Origin of the sequence: Streptomyces sp. NBC_00448, from assembly GCF_036014115.1 — a bacterium.
Classification (GTDB): Bacteria; Actinomycetota; Actinomycetes; order Streptomycetales; family Streptomycetaceae; genus Actinacidiphila.
The window spans coordinates 4,638,744-4,658,249 of sequence record NZ_CP107913.1 but is presented as its reverse complement, the minus strand read 5'-3'; the positions used below and the strand labels follow the sequence as shown (position 1 = coordinate 4,658,249).

Genomic DNA, 19,506 nt, shown 5'->3' with positions numbered 1-19,506 from the left:
GCGCGTTGGACCCAGGGAAGCGGGCCACGCTCAGTCCGGACCTGGAGAAGGTGCGGCTCGGCGGTTCGGCGGGGCCGGCTTCGGTCTCCGGTGACCCGCGCTCCTCCAATCCGCTGAGCCCGGGGGGTACTGGGCTGTTCGGTGCGACCGGTATGGGGTTACCGGGTTCGCTACAGGTGGAACTTCCCACGCTGGCACAGGAGATGAGGAGGCGTGTCGGCAAGGCGGAGGAGGCGGCGAAGCACCACGGCTACGGGCAGGGAATTCTGCCGGTGGATGCCTTCAACGGCGTGACGCCGCAGCCGAAACCGAAGCCGAAGAAGAAAAAGAAGAAGGGCTGGTTCTCCAAGTACGTCACGGACCCCATCAAGCATGGTGTCGAGGACGTCGGCGGCTACATGGGGTCGGTCTTCACCTGGCGCAACATGCTGGATGCGGGGTCCACGGCGCTGGGCCTGTTCATGATGAGCCTGGCCGGGGGCATGGAGGCCGGCGGGGTACTCCTGGATGCCACCGGTGTCGGGGCGCCAGCCGGTTTGGCGGTGAACGTCGCGGGTGCGTTCGTGTTCACCGCGGGTGGCGCGATGGCTCTGGCCGGGGCCGGTGACTTCATCACCCGCATGTCCGAAGGGGATGTGCAGAACGCCTGGGCCAGGGGCGGGAAACAAGGCTCGTCGAAGGGGGACATCAAGGGGAAGCCTGTCTCGCAGGAAGAGCAGGACGCCTTCGAACGGAGCCAGCAGGATCTGGAGAAACTCAGCAGAAACAAGCAGATCGCCCAGGTCAAGAAGGGCGTCGAGAAGGACGGTCAGAAACTCAAGCCCGAGGGTGCGCTCACGTCGGGAGCGAAGCACGGAATCGATTGGGAAGGAGGGCCCGAAAGGGCGTCGGACAGCGGGAATCCGCAAGGTCGCTTCGGTAGTGCTGCAGATGTTCACTTCGCCACCGAGAAGGGCATGGAATTGAAGCCCGGGACGAGTGGATACTTCGAACTTCCCTCGGGGAACGATTGTATTGAATACATGCCGGACGGTACGATAAGGAAGCCCAACGCCGTCTGGGTGAAGCGCCTGAAAACTGGCGTTATCCATGCTTACCCGACCACGATTGGATGACGATGGCCTTCTGGATTCAGACCGGGGACCCCGAGGTCAAGACGGCCGGAGGCGAGGTCGTCCTGGACATCGGAGACGCGCTCGTCGCCGTCTACCCTGACCATGCGGAGCGTCTGATCATCGGGTGGAACCGGGTGCCGGTCGTCGTCAACTACTGTGACGACTTGCGCTACTTCGTGGACGACCTTGTCGAACTTCTCGAGGAACTTCGGTCGGACGATTTCGTGCAGGCCGAATTGACCACCGGGGCGGCTGACTTCTTCGCCGTATGGTCGCTGCGTCCGGATGGGGAGAATCTGGTCATCGACTCCCGCTGGCAGAACATCGTCGGAAACTACGAGTTCCTCCTCAACGAGCGTTCTCAACTCACCGTGCGCAGAGCGGATTTCGTTGCCGAGTGGCTGAAGGTGATCCGCCGCATCGTGGATGACATCACTGCCCGGTCCGTCTCCATGGAGATCGACGAGACCTTCCTCCGTGCGAAGGCGCTGCTCGTCGACAGCGGAGACACGACCGGTGCCGCCGGCGCGACCGATGGCGCGTGAGTCGTGACCCAACCCGACATCTTCGCGCCGGGCACCGAATGGCTGCCGGAGCTGCGAACCCTGCTGGAGGCGTACCGCTCGGTGCCGGTGCCGGCGGAGGAGTGTTTCGTCGACACGGAGGACATGCCGTCGCGGGGCATGTGCAGCTATCTGCGGGTGGCGGTGTACTACCCGTTGCGCTGCTTCCGCGTCACGCGGGAGATCATGGAAGTGGTCCATCTCGGCGTCGATCACTGGGACGTCTCGGCCGCGCTCGCCCGGATGCCGCCGCTGGTACCGCCGCGCGGCAAGATCCGCGTGGAGTGCCTGATGCTGATGGTCCCGTATCTGACGGCTTTCGAGAACGAGGGATACCGGGTGGCCCCGGCCGTGCCCGACACCCGTTGGGAGTGGCGGGAGCGGTTCCCCAACCTCCAGCGTCTGGTCGCCCGTGGCGGCCTGGACTCCGCGGGCGCGGTGGCGGCCGAGCCGCGGGCGGATGAGCCGACGGCGCAACCGGAGGACTTCCGCATCGCGGCGGCGCGCCGCGAATTCGACGAACTGCGGGGCCTGTGGCCCGAGGGCGAGGCGGACTGGAGAGCCGCCGCCGATGGTCTGCGGGCCACTGGAGTCCCGGCTGGCGGGCCCCTCCGAGCATGGTTCGAACACCTCGACGGGGAGGCCGCCGCGCGCCTGGAAGCTGCCGGATACCAGCCCCCCGCCGCCCCCAACCCGGCCTACCCCGCGCACGACATCCGTGCCCTGTGGTGATTGGCCGGTACCTGCGGGGGCGTTGATGCCCGCCCCTCGTCGGCGAGCACCAATGTGACGTGCAGGACCGCGCTGCGCCCCGGTTCGGGTGTGCGGCATCCTCACCCCCGAACCGGCCCGCGAACCGTCGGTGCGGCGCGGTCAGGGAGCCGACCACTCGATCAAGGGCGGCCCGACAGCGGCGCACAACGGGTTGCCCCGTACGTCGGTGAGCCCCAGCCTCCCGACCAGCGCGCCCCGCGCGACAGCCGCTTCGAGGACCTCGCGATCCACGCCGTTGAACAGCAGCTTCGCCCGCCGGAACATCGCGAAGCCGCGGTCCGGCTCGACCGTCCCCCAGGACAGGTAGACGAATCGGCCCCCGGGCCGGCCCTGCACATACGGCCCGCGCAGGTCCCATCCACCCCCGACCGCCGTGGCCGTGACCTCCAACTCCCACACCACCGACGGCGCGTCCCCCGGCACCAGGCCGAGCAGCTCACCCGGGTGCCCCCGGCGCTGCACACCGACATGAACGTTCTGGTACCCCGACGGAGCATCCGGCGACGGCCCGCACTCCCGCCCCGGCAGTTCCCGCCCCTCGATCCGCACCAGCATCACCCCATCATCCGCCTCCCGACACCTCGCCGGCCGGGAAGACCGTGACGTGTCGTCCGTGCCGGGCTGTCCGTCGGCGTGCGACCCCCGCCGGTGAACTCGCGCACCTGGTGATGCTCGTGGACGCGCCGCTGTTCACGGGCGGTGTCGGTGCGAGCCGTTAGCGTGGCGTGGGTGAGGACGGGGAGCGCGGATACGGTTCTGGTCGTGGTGCGGGGCAACAGCGCGTCGGGGAAGTCGTCGGTTGCGGCGGGGCTGCGGGCGGGGTTCGGGCGAGGGCTGGCGATCGTCGGTCAGGACAACCTGCGGCGTACGGTGCTGCGGGAGTGGGACCGGCCGGGGGCGTCGAACGTCGGCCTGATCGGCGTGGTGGCGCGTTACGCGCTGGACCACGGCTTCCACGTGGTCGTGGAGGGCATCCTGTACGCCGACCACTATGGCGCGATGCTGGCCGAGTTGATGTCCGACCACCGCGGCGGAACGTACGCGTACTACCTGGACGTGCCGTTCGAGGAGACGCTGCGCCGGCACGCGACGAAGCCTCAGGAGGGGGAGTACGGCGAGGCGGAGATGCGCGGCTGGTACCGCGCGGCCGACCTGCTGCCCGGCGGCGGTGAGACGGTCATCGGCGCGGACAGCGCTCTGACGGCGAGCGTCGAACGGATTCTGCGCGAGACGGGCCTGGGAAGTTGGGCGGCCGGGGAACGGTGAGGGCGGCCGCCCCGACACCGGCTGCCGGATGTACGAGTCCGCCAACCGCCCCGTGCTCGACGGGTCGCGTCACGCGTCGCGCTCGGTATCGCCTCTCGGTCCGTGGTTCAGAAGGAGCTGAGAAGTTGGCGTGGAAGGCTGCGATCTCCTTCCGAGCGAGGTGGGCCGGCGACTGCCGCTGCTCGCCGCGCTCGTCACCTTCCGTGGAGAAACGCCCATGAGCCTGACGCACATAGACGGACTGCCGGCGCACATCCTGTTCGTGCACTTCGTGGTGGTGCTGGTGCCGTTGACGGCGCTGGCCGCGGTGGTGTGCGCGGTGCAGCCCAGGTACGCCCGGCGCTTGGGGCTGGTGCTTCCGCTGCTGGGACTGGTGACGTTGGGGCTCGTGCCGGTCACCACGCACGCGGGTGAGTGGCTGCAGTCCCGGGTGGGCAACGACCCGCTCATCCGCAAGCACACGGAGTTGGGCGACGGTCTGCTGCCCTGGGCGATCGGTCTGTTCCTGGTGACGCTCGGGGTGTGGTGGCTGGGGCGGCGCCTTGCGCGGCCCGTGGAGGCGGCAGCGGACGGCCCCGCGGCCGGTGGCGCGCGGTGGAGGTCGCCGGCGTCGCTGCGTACGGTGGCCGCGGTGCTGGCCGTCGTCGTGTCCGCCGGTGCCGTCGTGGACGTCTACCGGATCGGGGAGTCCGGCGCGAAGGCGGCCTGGCACGACAACTACGACAAGTCCGCCGGTGGCCAGCACGGCTGACGGCATGTCAGGGCGGGCGTTGGTGCCGGACGACGGTGCGGCGCCACCGGACTTCCCGGTATCACCCGGCACCCCGGCGTCACCGGCACCCGGGCGTCACCCGGCACCCGGGCGGCGCCCGGGCAGAGTGACGGTGAACGAGGTCCGGCCCGGCCGGCTGCGTACCTCCGCGGTGCCGCCGTGAGCCGTGGCGACCGCGTGGACGATCGCCAGGCCGAGACCGGCTCCGTGGCCCTGGGGCCCGGGACGGGTGTGGTCGGCGCGGGCGAATCGCTCGAAGACCGTGTCGAGGATGTCCGCGGGGATGCCGGGACCGTCGTCCTCGACCACGAGGCGGGTGCTCGCCCGGTCCTGGCGGAGCCGGACGGTGACGCGGGTGCCGGCGGGGGTGTGCTGGTGGGCGTTGGCCAGCAGGTTTCCGGTGATCTGCTGCAGCCGCAGCGGGTCCCCGGTGGTCGTGATCGGGGCCTCCGGCAGGTCGAGGACCCAGCGGTGGTCGGGCCTCGTGGCGCGCGCGTCGTCGACGGCGTCCAGGACGAGCCGGGTGAGGTCGACCGGGTCGCGGGCCAGTGGCCGGCCGGCGTCGAGGCGGGCGAGCAGCAGCAGGTCGTCGACCATGCCACCCATCCGGACCGACTCCGCGGTGATCCGTTCCAGCGCGCGCGTCACCCCGGGCGGGACCGGTTCCGGGTGGAGGCGGGCCAGTTCGGCGTGGCCGCGGATGGAGGCGACGGGGGTGCGCAGCTCGTGGCTGGCGTCGGCGGCGAACCGGCGCAGCCGCTCCTCGCTGGCGTGCCGCCTGCCCAGCGCGTTCTCGACATGGCCGAGCATCCGGTTGAGCGCGATGCCGACCTGCCCGACCTCGGTGCGCGGGTCGGTGTCCGGTACCCGGTCGGGCAGGGCCACCTCGCCGCTGGCCAGCGGCAGCGCGGTCACCGAGGCCGCGGTGGCGGCGACCCGGCGCAGCGGCCGCAGGGACCAGCGCACCCAGAACGCCCCGGCCGCGCCCGCGACCAGCAGCGCGCCACCGAAGACGGCGCCCTCCACCGCCACCAGGCGGGTCACCGCGTCCTCCACCCCGCTGAGCGGCAGCCCGGTCACCAGAACGTCCCCGTCGTCGCCGTCGACGGCCTTCACCCGGTAGTCGTCCAGGGCCGACAGCTCCAGCCGGTGGCTGCGGCCGTCGACCGGGACCGCGGCGATCGCCGCCTTGTCGCCGGCCGTCAGGGTCACGGACGTGTCGGCCCCCGACCGTACGATGCCGGCCGCGGTGACCTTTCCGTGCAGGAGCCGGGCGCCGAACGTACCGGGCGCCTGGCGGCGGGTGTCCACGTGCGCGTTGTCGGCGTCCGGCTCGCCCGGCCCGCGGTGTTCGAGGCTGGCCGGGAACGTCCCGCCGGCCTGGGTGAGCTGCTGGTCCAGCCGGTCGGTGAGGAAGGAGCGCAGCGTGAGGACGGCCGCGATCCCCACCGCGGCGCAGCTCACCGCGAGGAGCACCACCAGGCCCCAGATGAGCCGGGCCCGCAGCGTGCGCGGCAGCAGCCGCCTCACTGCGGCGCGGCTTTCAGCACGTAGCCCGCTCCCCGCACGGTGTGGATCATCGGCTCCCGGCCGGCGTCGATCTTCCGGCGCAGGTAGCTGATGTAGAGCTCCACCACGTGGGCCTGGCCGCCGAAGTCGTACGACCACACCTGGTCGAGGATCTGCGGCTTGCTCAGCACCCGGCGCGGGTTGCGCATGAGGTACCGCAGGAGTTCGAACTCCGTCGGCGACAGGTCGATCGCCTCCCCGCCGCGGGTGACCTCCCGGGCGTCCTCGTCGATCGTGAGGTCGCCGACCACCAGCAGCGCCGCGTCGTCGCGCTCCCGGGTCATCCCTGCACGGCGCAGCAGGCCGCGCAGCCGGGCGAGGACCTCCTCCAGGCTGAACGGCTTGGTGACGTAGTCGTCCCCGCCGGCGGTGATGCCCGCGATCCGGTCCTCGACGGAGTCCCGCGCGGTGAGGAAGAGCACACACACGTCGGGACGGGCCGCCCGCAGGCCACGCAGCGCGGTCAGCCCGTTGCCGTCGGGCAGCATGATGTCGAGGACGACCGCGTCGGGCTGGAAGTCCCTGCCCTCGGCGAGGGCGGTCGCGAGGTCGCCCGCGGTACGCACCTGCCAGCCCTCGTAGCGCAGCACACCGGCCAGCACCTCGGTGAGGTCGGGCTCGTCGTCGACCACGAGCACCCGGACCGGTGAGCCGTCGGGCCTGGTGAGGGGCGCGGGCTGAACGCGCGGGGCGAATTCCATGGTCCGTCCAGCATCCCCCGGCACGGCGGTGGCGTGGCGCACCACTTCCTCTGAATCGGCTCTGAACCTTCTCAATCCGCTGTGACTCCCGCCCCGGAACGCGGTCTCAGAGCCGATTGAGAGGTTTCCCCCGCACAGTGGCCGTGCAGGGCGAAGGAAAGGACATTCCGCATGACCACCACCTACGGTCCGCGCCAGGCGCGGCACGCGGTGGCACCGCCAGGGCGGCGGCGCTCCCCGGCGGGACCGGTGCTCGCCCTCGGCTGGGCGGGCGCGGCCGCGGTCCTGGCGCTGTGGTGGCAGGACACCGGCGCCGTCGTCGGCACCGCGGACTGGCTGATCGGCGCGGGCCGGATCGCCGGACTGCTCTGCGGCTACACCTGCGTGCTGCTGGTCGGCCTGATGGCGCGGGTCCCCGTGCTGGAACAGGGCGTGGGCAGCGACCGGGTGGCCCGCTGGCACGCCGCGCTGGGCCGCTACACGGTGTGCCTGCTGCTCGCGCACGTCACCTTGATCCTGTGGGGCTACGCGGTACAGGCCCACACCGGCGTGGTCGGCGAGACCACGACGGTCGTCCTGACCTATCCCGACATGCTCAAGGGCACCATCGGCGGGGCGCTGCTGATCGCCGTCGGTGTGGTCTCCGCCCGGGCGGTACGCCGCAGGGTCCGCTACGAGACCTGGTACTACCTGCACCTGCTGACCTACCTGGCGGTCTTCCTCGCCTTCTGGCACCAGCTCGCCCTCGGCGCGGACTTCTCCTCCCACCCCCTGGCCCGAGGCTTCTGGTACGCGCTGTACGGGGCGGCCGCCGCGGCCGTGCTCTGGTACCGGGTCGCGGCGCCGCTGCGGCTGAACCTGCGGCACCGGCTCCGGGTGGCGCGGGTGGTCCAGGAGACGCCGGAGGTGGTGTCGGTGATCGTGCGCGGCGAGCGGCTGCCGCAACTGGCCGCCCGGCCGGGGCAGTTCCTGCGCTGGCGCTTCCTGGCCCCCGGGCTGTGGTGGACCGCCAGCCCCTACTCGCTGTCCACGGCGCCGCGGCCGGACCTGCTGCGTATCACCGTCAAGGCGGTGGGCGACCACAGCGCGGCACTCGCCCGGCTGCGGCCCGGCACCCGGATCTGGGCCGAGGGGCCGTACGGCGCGCTGACCGCGGACCGCAGGACCCGGCAGAAGGTGCTGCTGCTCGCCGGCGGGGTCGGGGTGACGCCGCTGCGGGCCCTGTTCGAGTCGCTGCCCGCGCGGCCCGGCGACCTGACCCTGATCTACCGGGCCCGCACGGCCGGGGACCTGGCGCTGCGCGGCGAGCTGGAGGCGATAGCCCGCTCCCGCGGCGCCCGCCTGCACTACCTGCTCAACGAAGCGGACGGCCGCAGCCCGCGGCTGACCGCCGACTTCCTGGGCGCCGCCGTCCCCGACGTCGCCCAGCACGACGTCTACCTGTGCGGACCGCCCGGCATGGCCCGCGCGTCGTACGAGGCGCTGCGCACCGCCGGGGTACCGGCCCGCCACATCCACCACGAGTCGTTCGAACTGTGAGGCGCCCGTGAACAGCCTCGCCGGCCGCCCGTCGCGGCGGGTCCTGCTCAGCACGCTGGTGACCGTCAGCGGTGTGCTGCTCCTGCTCGGTCTCAAGCCGCACACGACAGCGGGGGCGGCGGGGGTGGCCGGAGCACCCGGTGCGGCCGGTGCGGGCGGTGCGGCCACCCCACCCGCCGTCCCCGCCCCGTCCGCCTCCGCGACCGCGCCCTCCGCGGGCTCGGGCGATACGACGGGGACCCGCACCGTGGAGGGCGACACGATCCAGACCCGTTACGGGCCCGTACAACTCCGGGTCACCCTGAAGGCCGGCAGGATCACCGCCGTGTCCGCCGTCCAGGTGCCGGACAGCGGTCCCCGGGACCAGGAGATCACCGGCTTCGCCGTGCCCCAGCTCACGCAGGAGGCGATCGCCGCGCAGAGCGCGCACATCGACACCGTCTCGGGGGCGACCTACACCAGCGGGGGCTACATCCAGTCCCTGCAGAGCGCCCTGGACAAGGCGGGAAGCTGACGATGGCGGACGACGGCGCCCGGCTGCGCAGGGTCGAGCACACCATGGGCACGGTCTTCTCCTTCGACGTCCGCGGCGCGGGACCGCGCGCCGCCGCGGCCCTCGACGCCGCGGTGGCCTGGCTGCACCACGTGGACGAGACGTTCTCGACGTACCGGCCCGCGAGCCAGATCAGCCGGCTGGCGGCCGGGACGCTGGCGCTGTCGGCCTGTTCGCCCGAGGTGTGGGAAGTGCTCCGGCTCTGCGAGGCCGCCGAACGCCGCAGCGGCGGCTGGTTCAGCGCGCGGTACGCGGGCGACTTCGACCCCACCGGACTGGTCAAGGGATGGGCGGTGGAACGGGCCGCCGCGATGGTCTCCTCCGCCGGCGCCGACGCGGTGTGCGTCAACGGCGGCGGCGACGTGCAGGTGCACGGCGGCCCCTGGCGGATCGGGGTGAGCGACCCGCTGCGCAGGGGCGCACTGGCCACCGTCGTGCACGCCGACGGCGAACTCGCCGTCGCCACCTCCGGCCCCGCCGAACGCGGCTGCCACATCGTCGACCCCGCGACCGGCCGCCCGCCGGCCGCCGCGCTCGCCTCGCTGACCGTGGTCTGCCGCGGCCTGACCGACGCCGACACGTACGCCACCGCCGGCTACGCCATGGGCGAGAGCGCCCGCGCCTGGCTGGGGTCCCTGCCCCACACCCGGTCCTTCGCGGTCACCGCGGACGGCAGCACGTGGAGCACCGGCGGGTCCGGCGACTGATCCTGCACCCGCGCGTCCCGATCACCGGTCCGCGCGTCCCGTTCCCCCACCCGCGCATCCCGCCGGCAACCCCCGCCGCACCGCCGACGGGAAGGCGCCGCACCCCGTCCCGTTTCGGCGGTCGGCCGGCGATCACGCGCCGGCTTCCGGGGCGATCTCCTCGATCAACCCCTCGACCAGGGCCCTGATCTCGTCGCGGATCGGACGGACGGCCTCGACGCCCTGCCCGGCCGGGTCCGCCAGCTTCCAGTCGAGGTAGCGCTTGCCGGGGAAGACCGGGCAGGTGTCACCGCAGCCCATGGTGACGCACACGTCCGACTCCCGTACCGCGTCGCTGGTGAGGATCTTGGGGGCCGCGTCGGAGATGTCGATGCCGACCTCCTTCATGGCCTCGACGGCGGCGGGGTTGACCGCGTCGCCGGGTGCGGAGCCGGCGGAGCGGACCTCGACGCGGCCGCCGGCCAGGTGGGTCAGCCAGGCGGCGGCCATCTGGGAGCGGCCGGCGTTGTGGACGCAGACGAACAGCACGGACGGCTTGGGGCCGGGCGTCTCGGTCATGGGAGGCTCTTTCGTCTCGTGGGCGGCACCGCTGCAACGACATCAGCGACCGCTGGCATCAGCAAGCGATGATGTGACAGTATCAGTGCATGCTGACTTCAGTCGATGCTGATGTGATCCGGGTGCTGGGCGATCCGCTCCGCCTGCGGATCGTGACTCTCCTGGCGCGCGAGACGCTGTGCACGACGCACCTGGTCGAGGAGACCGGGGCCAAACAGACCAACCTGTCCAACCACATGAAGGTGCTGCGCGAGGCCGGTCTGGTGGAGACCGAGCCCTGCGGCCGGTTCACCTACTACAAGCTCAAGCCCGAGGTCCTGGCCGGACTGTCGGAGCAGTTCGCGCAGCTCGCCGCGTCCGCCGTCGCCGCCGGGCAGAACAAGAGGTCCTGCCCGTGACCGCCGCGGAACCCGCCACGCCGGCCGCCGACGGCGGTGCTCCGGTGGCCGCCGGGACCGGCTCCGTGGTGAGGAGGCTCTCCGCCCTGGACCGCTACCTGGCGGTGTGGATCGTGATCGCCATGGCCGTCGGCATCGGCTTGGGCCGGGCGATCCCCGGCCTGAACAGTGCCCTGGCCAAGGTGGAGATCGGCGGGGTGTCCCTGCCGATCGCGATCGGGCTGCTGGTCATGATGTACCCGGTGCTGGCGAAGGTCCGCTACGACCGCCTCGACCGGGTCACCGGCGACCGCAAGCTCATGGCGTCCTCCCTGGTCGTCAACTGGATCGTCGGACCCGCGGTGATGTTCGCCCTCGCGTGGTCGTGCCTGCCGGACCTGCCCGCCTACCGCACCGGCCTGATCATCGTCGGCCTGGCCCGCTGCATCGCCATGGTCGTCATCTGGAACGACCTCGCCTGCGGCGACCGCGAAGCCGCCGCCGTGCTGGTCGCGCTCAACTCCGTCTTCCAGGTCCTCGCGTTCAGCCTGCTGGGCTGGCTCTACCTCGACGCGCTGCCCCGGTGGCTCGGCCTGGGCGACGGCCAGGGCCTGGACGTACCGGTGTGGAAGATCGCGGTCAACGTCGCGGTCTTCCTCGGGGTGCCGCTGCTGGCCGGGTTCCTCACCCGCCGCGTCGGCGAGCGGAGGATGGGCCGCGACGCCTACGAGGCCGGGTTCCTGCCGAGGATCGGGCCGTGGGCGCTGTACGGGCTGCTGTTCACGATCGTCGTCCTCTTCGCCCTCCAGGGCAGGACGATCACCCGCGAGCCCGGCGACGTGGCCCGCATCGCGCTGCCGCTGCTCGCCTACTTCGCCATCATGTTCTTCGGCACGTTCGCGCTCGGCAAGAGCCTCGGGCTGCCCTACGACCGCACCGCCACGCTGGCGTTCACCGCGGCCGGCAACAACTTCGAGCTGGCTATCGCGGTCGCCATCGCGACCTTCGGCGTCACCTCCGGCCAGGCCCTGTCCGGCGTCGTCGGCCCGCTCATCGAGGTCCCGGTCCTCATCGGACTGGTCCATGTCGCCCTCGCCCGGCGGGAGAAGTTCGGAGCCGGGGAGACGGCGACCGCGCCTTGACCCGCGGGCCCCTTGACCCGCGGGTCCCTCGGCCCACACCGGCGGCTCCGCGTCAGGAACGCAGATCGAGCAACGCGGACATGCCCGCCACCACCGACGGCTCGACGGTGTAGTACACCCACGTGCCGCGTCGCTCGGAAGTGAGAAGTCCGGCCTCGCGGAGCTTCTTCAGGTGGTGGGAGACGGTCGGCTGGGAGACCCCGACGTCCTGGATGTCGCACACGCACGCCTCGCCGCCCGGGTGCGACGCGATCTTCGAGAACAGCCGCAGCCGCACGGGGTCGGACAGCGCCTTGAACATCGCGGCCATCTTCTCCGCGTCGGCGGCCGACAGCTCGCCCGCGGTGATCGGCGGGCAGCACGGCACCGCCGGGGTGTCCTGGAGGACCGGCAGCTCGACCATCCCAGAGTTCGACATGTGTCTATGTTGACACTCGTCAATAAGAGAGGCAACCTTCGATATATCGACGGACATCGAAACAGCGGCGCGGTCTCCGCACCGGGTCGCGCTGGAGGAAGGGCACAGTCATGCCAGCACCCGCCACCACCGAGCCGCCGGTCGTCGTCATCGGCGCCGGCCCCATCGGGCTCGCCGCAGCCGCCCACCTGGTCGAGCGCGGCCTGACCCCGCTGGTCCTGGAGCGCGGCCCGGCCGCCGCGGACGCGGTACGCGGCTGGTCCCACGTGCGGCTGTTCTCCACCTGGGCCGAGCTGACCGACCCCGCGGCCGAGAAGCTGCTCACCCCCGCCGGCTGGGTGAAGCCGGACCCGGGCACGTATCCGACCGGCGGAGACTGGACCGGACGCTACCTGCAACCGCTCGCCGATCTTCTCGGCGACGCGGTGCGCTACGGCGCCACCGTCACCGGCGTCTCCCGCCTCGGCCGGGACCGGATCGTGGACGCCGACCGTGACAGCGGGCCCTTCACCGTGCACTACGCCCTCGCCGACGGGACGGAGGAGCGGGTGCTCGCCCGCGCGGTGATCGACGCCTCCGGCACCTGGTCCCTCCCCTCGCCCGCGGGCGCCGACGGCCTGCCGGCCCTCGGCGAACACGCCGCGGCCGGCCGCATCTCCTACCGCGTCCCCGACCTCCACGACCCGGCCGTCCGGGCCCGGTACGCGGGCAGGCGCACCGCGGTCATCGGCTCCGGCGCCTCCGCCTTCACCGCGCTGGCCTCGCTCGCCGAACTGGCGAAGGCCGGCGACGGGCCGGGCACGCACGCGGTGTGGCTGCTTCGTCGCGGCATCTCCGGCTCGACCTTCGGCGGCGGCAGCGCCGACCAGCTCCCCGCCCGCGGCGCTCTCGGCCTCGCCGCGAAGGCCGCGGTCGACCACGGCCACGCGGACGCCGTCACCGGGTTCCGCACCGAAGCGATCGAACGCGACGCCGACGGCAGGCTGGTCGTGATCGGCGACGACGGGCAGCGCCTGGAGCCGGTGGACGAGGCGATCGTCCTGACCGGCCTGCGGCCGGACCTGGGCTTCCTGTCCGAACTGCGCCTCGGCCTGGACGAACGCCTCCAGGCCCCGCTCGCCCTCGCGCCGCTCATCGACCCCAACCAGCACTCCTGCGGCACCGTCTACCCCCACGGCCACCGCGAACTGTCCCACCCCGAGACCGGGGTCTACCTGGTCGGCATGAAGTCCTACGGCCGCGCCCCGACGTTCCTGGCGATGACCGGCTACGAACAGGTCCGCTCGGTCGTCGCCGCCCTCGCCGGCGACCTCGAATCCGCCGATCGGGTCGAACTCACCCTCCCCGAAACCGGGGTCTGCGGCGGCGCCGGCCTCTTCGACGACCCCGCCGCCGAGCAGGGCGGCGGCGGATGCTGCGCGCCCGCGCCCGTCGCACAGTTGGTGCAGATCGGCGCCTCCGCCCCGGCGTCCGCCGAGGGCGAGGAGGGTCCGGCGGGCGGCTGCTGCGGCTGACGGTTGACGGTTGGCACCGACGCATCGCTGACGACGTGGAAGGGCCGCCCCGGCGGTGTGCCGGGGCGGCCCCTGGGTGACGGTGCCTCGGATCAGGACGTGGTGTGCGCGTGACGGTGGCGCAGGGCGAGGTACAGCCCGCCGCCGCCGACCAGCAGCACACCTGCGGTGATCCCGAGCGGCAGGGCCGCCGAGTCGCTCCCGGACCCCGTGAAGTCCTGAGTGGCGGCCGAGCCGCCGCCGGTTCCGGCCGACGCGGAGTTCGCGGCAGCCTCCACGGCGGCCGAGCGGTGCAGGTGCCGGACGGACTTCACGGAGCCGTCGCTGTTGAGCAGCACCTGACGGTCGTTCGGGTGCTTGAAGTCGAATGCGCCGGTGAGGTTGCCCGCGCGGGTGTCGAAGGACGCGTCGCCGATCCGGCCCGCGTGCCAGTTGTCCTCGATGAAGCGGGTGATCGAGGCCTGCTCGGTGCGGGTGTGGTCGACCGCGTCGACCCTGCTGTAGGGGGAGACGACCAGCAGCGGCTGGCGGGTGCCGGGGCCGCAGCGGTCGGCGTAGCCGCCCATGGCGGCCGGACCCCCCTGGCACGCCGGGCTGTCCAGGGACTTGCCGTTGGAGCCGGCCGTGGTGTCCTTCGAGCCGTTGGCCACCTTGGCGTAGGCGTGGTCGTACCAGCCGTCGGAGTCGTCGTAGGCGATGACGACCGCGGTGTCCTGCCACTGCGGGGAGGACTGGATGGCGTTGATCTCACTGACCAGGAAGTGCTGCTCGTCGATCGGGTCCGAGTAGCCCGCGTGGCCGTCCTGGTAGGAGGCGGCCTTCAGGAAGCTCACGGCCGGCAGCCTGCCTGCCGAGAGGGCGGCGGAGAAGTCGGTGAGGTCGTAGTTGTGGTTCGCCTGGCCGTTGTGGCCGATCTCGGCCACGTCCTTCGGCGGCAGGTGGTGCGGGTTCGCCGTCGACTTGTAGTACTGGAACGGCGAGTGGTGCGAGCTGTAGTCGACCGAGGCCGCGCCGCCGACGTTGGGATGCGTGGTGCCCTGGCAGTCGGCGTAGTCGCCCTGCTTGCCGTCCCACGCGGTGGAGGGGCGGAAGCCGCCCTGGAACCAGCCCCAGGACACGTCCTTGGCGTTGAGCAGGTCGCCGATGTTCTTGCCGGTCAGCGCCGCCAGCGCGTTGGTGCTGGTGTGGCTGTTGTCGGCGCAGTCGTCGTAGGCCGGGTCCGGGTCGTTGATCATGGTGCCGACGCCCTTGGCGTCCGGCGAGACGACCGCGTACGGGTCGGGGGTGGCGGTCTGCTGGGGGTTCTCGGTGCCGGTCGACGGGTCCATGGAGATCACGCCGTGCGTCTGGCCGGAGACGAGCTCGATCGCACCGGGGGTGGACGGGCCGTACGCCGAGCTGTAGGAGTTGTCGCCGAGCGTGTAGTGCTGGGCGTAGTTCCACAGTGCGGTGACGGTGTTGCCGTCGTAGTAGTCCATCACCAGGCCGGGTTCGCCGAAGAGATTGCCCGAGCACTTGCTGGTCTCGGTGTTCTGCACGTACTGGTCGGACTTGCCGCCGTTCGCGGCGTACTGCTCGGGGCCGTAGGAGTGGTTCTGGTCGCAGGTGACGGCCTGGGACGGGCTCAGCCGGGTCGGCGTGTACTGGTTCGGGTTCTTCGTCAGCAGCCCCGCGTGACGGGCGGTGTCGATGTCCTTGGGCGTGTGCCGGTCGGCCGTGAACGGGGTGCCGTCGGTGTTCGCCGCCACTGGATACGCGCCGAAGTAGTGGTCGAACGACTCGTTCTCGTCGTAGATGACGACCACGTGCTTGATCGGAGTGGCGGTCGCGCCGCCGCCCCCGTGGTGGGCCGTGTCGGCCCCGGCCGGCGCGGCGCCGCCCAGCAGTACGAGCGCCGCCGATCCCGCCAATGCCCCCCAGCGCGCCGCTCGTAGCCGCGAGCTCCCTGGTCTTCCGGTCGTACCGCTCGTCCCACGCATACCTGGTCAGCCTCCGCAGTGTGGTGCTCTTCGGCGTGCCGTCGATGAATGTTCACCTGCTGTACATGATCGTCCCATTGGGAGGAGCATGACAATCCCCCGGCGCGCCGCGTGTCCCCGCCGGAGACGAGCCACCGAGGGCGCCCGCTCAGGCGAGCAGTCCGCGGCCGAGCCAGTCGGTGCGGTCGTTGACGCCGGGTAGTGCGAAGAAGTAGCCGCCGCCGTAGGGGGTGATGTAGTCGACGAGTGGTTCGCCGGCCAGTCGTTTCTGTATGGCGGTGAACTGTCGTTCGAGGTCCTGTTGGTAGCAGACGAAGATGAGTCCCATGTCGAGGTTGCCGTCGTTGTCCATGCCGTGGTCGTAGTTGTAGGCGCGGCGCAGGATGCGGGAGTTGTCGGTTTTCGTGGTGCGGGGGTTGGCCACTCGGATGTGGCTGTCCAGGGGAATGACGTCGCCCATGGGGTCCTGTGCGAATTTGGGTGTGTCGAACTCGTGTGCGCCGTCGAGTGGGGCGCCGGTGTCGCGGGCTCGGCCGAGCATCCGTTCCTGTTCGGTGAGGGAGACGCGGTCCCAGAATTCGACGAGCATGCGGATGAGTCGTACGACCTGGTAGGTCCCGCCGGTGGTCCAGGGGGGTTCGCCGTTGCCGTCGGTCCACAGGAGTTGTCGGGCGATGGTGGGGTCGGTGATGTCGGGGTTGGCGGTGCCGTCTTTGAAGCCGAGGTGGTTGCGGGGGGTGCCGTTGGGTCGGGGTGGGCTGGTGAAGCCGTCCATGCGCCAGCGCACTTGCATGGCGCCGCGGGTGTGGCGGGCGATGTCGCGCAGTGCGTGCAGGACGGTGTCCGGGTGTGGGGCGCTGAGTTGGAGGCTGAGGTCGCCGTGGCACCAGTCGGGTTGGAGGTCGTCGTCCGCGAAGGCGGGCATCGTGGTCAGCCGTAGCGGTTTGCGGTCCGCCAGTCCGAACCGGCTGTCGAAGAGCGACGCGCCGACCCCGGCGGTGACCGTCAGGCCGTCGTGCGGGACCTGGGGGCCGAGCGTGCCGCTGTCCGAGGGCGAGTCGGTGATGCCCAGTGCCGCCGGGGTGCCACCCGTGGTCAGGAACCGGGCCCGCTCGGTCAACGCGCGCAGGAGATCGGTGAGTTCGCGGCGGTCGGCGGCCGTCACGTCGAAGGACAGGAAGACGCTTGAGGGCTGCACGGCCTGCGTGATGCCTGCCTGATGGACGCCGTGGAAGTCGACCCGCTCCGCCTGCGAGCGACTCGGCGCGGCGGCGGAGACGGAGTCGGCCGTGCCGCCCGCCACCGTGCCGCCCGCCAGCGCGCCGACGCCCAGCGCCGCGCCGCGCAGAAAGCCCCGCCGCCGCAGATCGCCTTCACCCCGCGGGTCGCCTTCACCCCGGGGGTCGCGCGTGCCGGTCGTCATGCCGTCCTCCGAACGTCGAAGATCGCCGCAACCGGGGCGAGTTGTTCCAGCAGGTCGCCGAAGTCGGCGTTGATCCGCTCGCGTTGGGCCCGGGTCAGGTCCCCCAGCGGAGTCCACCGGCCGTCGTGGTGCTGGGCGTCGAGGTCGGCCGCCGCGCGGTCGAGCGCCGCGTTCAGCGCGGCCAGGCCCGTGTCGCGCGGCACCAGCAGGGAGTTGAGCTTGCCCAGGATCTCCCGCGTGCCGTCGATGTCGGCGCGAGCGGTGGCCAGGTTGGTGCCGCTCCCGTAGTCCGTGCGGCCGGTCAGCTCGAACTGCTCGGCGTTCTCGATGATCTCGTGCGCCCGCAGGCCCATGGCCATCGGGTCCATCCGCTGCGTGGACCACGTGGCCCGCAGCGCGCGGACGGCCTTGTCCAGCGCAGCGGCCGGACCGCGCAGCGCTCGGGACGACTCACCGTGCCACAGGCCGTACTCGATCCGGTGGAAGCCGGTGAAGTCCGGGTCCTTGAGCGGGTCCCGGCCGATCGCGGTGGTGCCGTTGATCACGCCGTCCGCGTCGCCGAACGTGTCGTAGGCCGCGCCCATCCGCTCGTACACCAGATGTCCGGCGAGCCAGTCGCGGCGGGCGGCGGCCAGATCGCCGCGGTCGACATCCTCCTTCAACGCGCCCGTGTCGCCGACGAGTTCGGTCATCCGCGTGCCGATCCAGGTCTGGTAGGCCAGGGTCGGCGGGATCAGGTCGTGCTCGGTCACCGGGAGGCCGGCCGGTCCCCGCGGCGCGGTGCCCGGGACCGTGACGGTCGGGCCGGTGACCGCGTCGGTGTCCTCCTGGAGGCACTTGAAGGCGTACGTGCCGCTGCCCAGATCCACCACCATCGGGCGGCTGCCGGCCGGGGCGAGGCCCTCGACCTCGCCGTAGACCTTCCCGGTGCGCGGGTCGATCAGGTCCACATCGGTGGCGGAGGCCGAGGAGTTGTGCAGGTCGAAGACCTGGGTGCCCGAGCGCGGCGTGACCTTCCCGGGGCCGCCCCAGCCCCGCCCGCAGCCGCCCGGCGAGGCGTCCACCGGGGTGTGCCGCAGCCCGTCGGCCGCCAGGGGGTGCCGGTTGTCGGTGCCCGAGTCGTGGTGGCCGGCCGATACCAGCACGCCCGCGGTGATCGCGGCGGCCGCGAGGGCGGCGACGGCCGCCGCGACGATCCGCCGGCGCCGTCCGCCGGGCGCCGCCCCTTTGGCGGCGCGGTCGGGCGGCCAGCCGTGCGCGGGTCCGCCGTCCGCGGACGCGGATTCGGATTCGGGTTCGGGTTCGGCGGGCACCGGACCTCCGGAATCGTGCTCGGCGTTTCGTGGTCGCCGACATGCTAGGACGCCCCGGCGCACTTGCTCATCGGTGCAAACGCCGCGAACCCGCAATTCCGACGGTGCGCTCCTGGTCAAGTGCCTCGGCGGGCCCCGCAGTTCCTCGGAGTCCACCCCCGCCGGCAACGCCTCCAGCGGCGGGTCCAGCCCCAACGGCGCCTCGCACACCCGCCCCAGCGGCGAAACCATGCGCAGCGTCCCGCCGTCGTCCGGCCGGACCAGCGCATGATCGGCCGGCACCTTCAGCGCCGCGTCCGTACTCCCGCTTCAACTGACCTACTGACTGCGCTCGGAGGCACGGTGAGGCGTTGGCCAGCAGGCGCCCTTCCTTGACGGGCCTGCACCGGTCACACTCACGTCGGTCGCGGGGTGACAGGGTGACAGGGTGACAGGGGATGGGGGATGCGTGGCGAGGAAGCGCAAGCGCCGTTCGGCCGCGCGGCGGAGGTACGAGTTCCTGCGGAACACGGTCCTGGCGGGGTGCGCCGTGCTGGTGCTCCTGGTGGCGAACTCCTGGGCGGACGCGTGGCCTTACGTGGCAGGGGTCGCGGGGTTCGGCGTCGTCGGAGGGGTGCTGTGGTGGCTGTGGCGGACGGACCGTCTGCTGCGTGGCGGGGATCGCCGGTGGCGGGAACAGGACGCGATACGGGTGAGGCACCGTTCGCTGGCCGAGGTGGACGCCATGCACTGGCGGGACTTCGAGCGGTACGTGGCGGAGCTGTGCCGGCGCGACGGCTGCACGGACGTGGTGGTCACCGGTAAGTCCGGCGACCTGGGTGCGGATGTGACGGGGACGCTCCCTGACGGACGGCGGCTGGTCGTGCAGTGCAAGCACTACGCCCCGCATCGGTACGTGCCCAGCGGTGACATGCAGAAGTTCGTCGGCACGGCATGGCTGCACCACCAGGCGGATGTCGCGGTGTTCGTGGCCACGTGTCCTTTCGGCAAGGCGGCGCTTGCTCTCGCCGTCCGGCACCGGATTCTGGCCGTCCACCGTGACCTGCTGGGCCAATGGAACACCGGCACCCCGCTCCCGGCCCTCCTCGCCCTCAACGGCACCGGTCAGGGCGACCGAGCCCACCGCAGACGGTGGAAGGACACGTACGGCGCCTGACGGGTTGCCGCCACGAGGAAGCGGAGAACGCGCAGGCCGGTCGGGGCGGGTCCGTCGCGGCACGGGA

General features: G+C 71.9%; 20 protein-coding genes. 12 read left to right on the top strand and 8 right to left on the bottom strand.

Features of this window, described 5'->3' with window-relative positions:
- Positions 1 to 176: 176 nt before the first annotated feature.
- Genes OG370_RS19695 through OG370_RS19685 form a run of 3 tightly spaced genes read left to right on the top strand, consistent with a single transcriptional unit; the run spans position 177 to position 2,410 of the window.
- On the top strand, positions 177 to 1,115 hold the full coding sequence (locus tag OG370_RS19695; RefSeq protein ID WP_328466063.1) for a hypothetical protein: 939 nt from the start codon (positions 177 to 179) through the stop codon (positions 1,113 to 1,115).
- Positions 1,112 to 1,660, top strand: coding sequence for a hypothetical protein (locus OG370_RS19690; RefSeq protein WP_328466061.1), 549 nt, complete (start codon positions 1,112 to 1,114; stop codon positions 1,658 to 1,660). Before OG370_RS19695 ends, OG370_RS19690 begins: the two co-directional genes overlap by 4 nt.
- A 3-nt stretch (positions 1,661 to 1,663) precedes the next feature.
- Entirely contained in the window at positions 1,664 to 2,410 is a 747-nt protein-coding gene (locus OG370_RS19685; protein ID WP_328466059.1) for a hypothetical protein, read from the top strand.
- A gap of 141 nt (positions 2,411 to 2,551) precedes the next feature.
- Here OG370_RS19685 and OG370_RS19680 read toward each other — a convergent pair whose 3' ends face one another.
- Positions 2,552 to 3,007, bottom strand: a complete 456-nt coding sequence (locus OG370_RS19680) for a DUF5990 family protein (protein ID WP_328466057.1) — start codon at positions 3,005 to 3,007, stop codon at positions 2,552 to 2,554.
- Between the two features lie 165 nt (positions 3,008 to 3,172).
- Between OG370_RS19680 and OG370_RS19675 the strand changes: the two genes are divergently transcribed.
- Entirely contained in the window at positions 3,173 to 3,718 is a 546-nt protein-coding gene (locus tag OG370_RS19675) for a kinase (RefSeq protein WP_328466055.1), read from the top strand.
- 217 nt (positions 3,719 to 3,935) lie between these two features.
- Complete coding sequence (locus OG370_RS19670) at positions 3,936 to 4,469, top strand: DUF2231 domain-containing protein (RefSeq protein ID WP_328466053.1); 534 nt, start codon at positions 3,936 to 3,938, stop codon at positions 4,467 to 4,469.
- A 96-nt stretch (positions 4,470 to 4,565) separates the two neighbouring features.
- Here the strand turns inward: OG370_RS19670 and OG370_RS19665 are convergent, their stop codons facing one another.
- Both OG370_RS19665 and OG370_RS19660 read right to left on the bottom strand, forming a co-directional pair.
- Positions 4,566 to 6,020 (bottom strand): sensor histidine kinase, encoded by a 1,455-nt coding sequence (locus OG370_RS19665; protein ID WP_328466051.1) that lies wholly within the window; start codon positions 6,018 to 6,020, stop codon positions 4,566 to 4,568.
- On the bottom strand, positions 6,017 to 6,760 hold the full coding sequence (locus tag OG370_RS19660) for a response regulator transcription factor (RefSeq protein ID WP_328466049.1): 744 nt from the start codon (positions 6,758 to 6,760) through the stop codon (positions 6,017 to 6,019). Before OG370_RS19660 ends, OG370_RS19665 begins: the two co-directional genes overlap by 4 nt.
- Before the next feature lie 171 nt (positions 6,761 to 6,931).
- On the opposite strand from OG370_RS19660, the gene OG370_RS19655 reads away from it, so the two are divergent.
- Genes OG370_RS19655 through OG370_RS19645 form a run of 3 tightly spaced genes read left to right on the top strand, consistent with a single transcriptional unit; the run spans position 6,932 to position 9,559 of the window.
- On the top strand, positions 6,932 to 8,299 hold the full coding sequence (locus OG370_RS19655; protein WP_328466047.1) for a ferredoxin reductase family protein: 1,368 nt from the start codon (positions 6,932 to 6,934) through the stop codon (positions 8,297 to 8,299).
- Between the two features lie 7 nt (positions 8,300 to 8,306).
- Positions 8,307 to 8,813 (top strand): FMN-binding protein, encoded by a 507-nt coding sequence (locus OG370_RS19650; protein WP_328466045.1) that lies wholly within the window; start codon positions 8,307 to 8,309, stop codon positions 8,811 to 8,813.
- Between the two features lie 2 nt (positions 8,814 to 8,815).
- On the top strand, positions 8,816 to 9,559 hold the full coding sequence (locus OG370_RS19645; RefSeq protein WP_328466043.1) for an FAD:protein FMN transferase: 744 nt from the start codon (positions 8,816 to 8,818) through the stop codon (positions 9,557 to 9,559).
- 132 nt (positions 9,560 to 9,691) lie between these two features.
- On the opposite strand, the gene OG370_RS19640 is transcribed toward OG370_RS19645, so the two are convergent.
- Complete coding sequence (locus tag OG370_RS19640) at positions 9,692 to 10,117, bottom strand: arsenate reductase ArsC (RefSeq protein WP_328466041.1); 426 nt, start codon at positions 10,115 to 10,117, stop codon at positions 9,692 to 9,694.
- An 89-nt stretch (positions 10,118 to 10,206) separates the two neighbouring features.
- Here OG370_RS19640 and OG370_RS19635 point away from each other — a divergent pair, with 89 nt between their 5' ends.
- Both OG370_RS19635 and arsB read left to right on the top strand, forming a co-directional pair.
- Positions 10,207 to 10,515: an ArsR/SmtB family transcription factor gene (locus tag OG370_RS19635; protein ID WP_328466039.1), complete on the top strand. Its 309-nt coding sequence runs from the start codon at positions 10,207 to 10,209 to the stop codon at positions 10,513 to 10,515.
- Entirely contained in the window at positions 10,512 to 11,636 is a 1,125-nt protein-coding gene (gene arsB, locus OG370_RS19630; RefSeq protein ID WP_443060709.1) for an ACR3 family arsenite efflux transporter, read from the top strand. Before OG370_RS19635 ends, arsB begins: the two co-directional genes overlap by 4 nt.
- A gap of 52 nt (positions 11,637 to 11,688) precedes the next feature.
- Here the strand turns inward: arsB and OG370_RS19625 are convergent, their stop codons facing one another.
- On the bottom strand, positions 11,689 to 12,054 hold the full coding sequence (locus tag OG370_RS19625; RefSeq protein WP_328466037.1) for an ArsR/SmtB family transcription factor: 366 nt from the start codon (positions 12,052 to 12,054) through the stop codon (positions 11,689 to 11,691).
- Between the two features lie 110 nt (positions 12,055 to 12,164).
- Between OG370_RS19625 and OG370_RS19620 the strand changes: the two genes are divergently transcribed.
- Positions 12,165 to 13,568, top strand: a complete 1,404-nt coding sequence (locus OG370_RS19620; RefSeq protein ID WP_328466035.1) for an FAD-dependent oxidoreductase — start codon at positions 12,165 to 12,167, stop codon at positions 13,566 to 13,568.
- Positions 13,569 to 13,660: 92 nt separating this feature from the next.
- On the opposite strand, the gene OG370_RS19615 is transcribed toward OG370_RS19620, so the two are convergent.
- The 3 genes from OG370_RS19615 to OG370_RS19605 all read right to left on the bottom strand — a co-directional run bounded on the left by OG370_RS19615 (position 13,661) and on the right by OG370_RS19605 (position 18,283).
- Positions 13,661 to 15,547, bottom strand: coding sequence for a phospholipase C (locus OG370_RS19615; RefSeq protein WP_328466033.1), 1,887 nt, complete (start codon positions 15,545 to 15,547; stop codon positions 13,661 to 13,663).
- A gap of 148 nt (positions 15,548 to 15,695) precedes the next feature.
- Positions 15,696 to 16,970, bottom strand: a complete 1,275-nt coding sequence (gene efeB, locus OG370_RS19610; RefSeq protein ID WP_328466031.1) for an iron uptake transporter deferrochelatase/peroxidase subunit — start codon at positions 16,968 to 16,970, stop codon at positions 15,696 to 15,698.
- A complete protein-coding gene (locus OG370_RS19605; protein WP_328466029.1) occupies positions 16,967 to 18,283 on the bottom strand; it encodes an EfeM/EfeO family lipoprotein in 1,317 nt (438 codons plus the stop codon). Before OG370_RS19605 ends, efeB begins: the two co-directional genes overlap by 4 nt.
- A gap of 448 nt (positions 18,284 to 18,731) precedes the next feature.
- On the opposite strand from OG370_RS19605, the gene OG370_RS19600 reads away from it, so the two are divergent.
- Complete coding sequence (locus tag OG370_RS19600) at positions 18,732 to 19,439, top strand: restriction endonuclease (protein WP_443060708.1); 708 nt, start codon at positions 18,732 to 18,734, stop codon at positions 19,437 to 19,439.
- Positions 19,440 to 19,506: the final 67 nt, after the last annotated feature.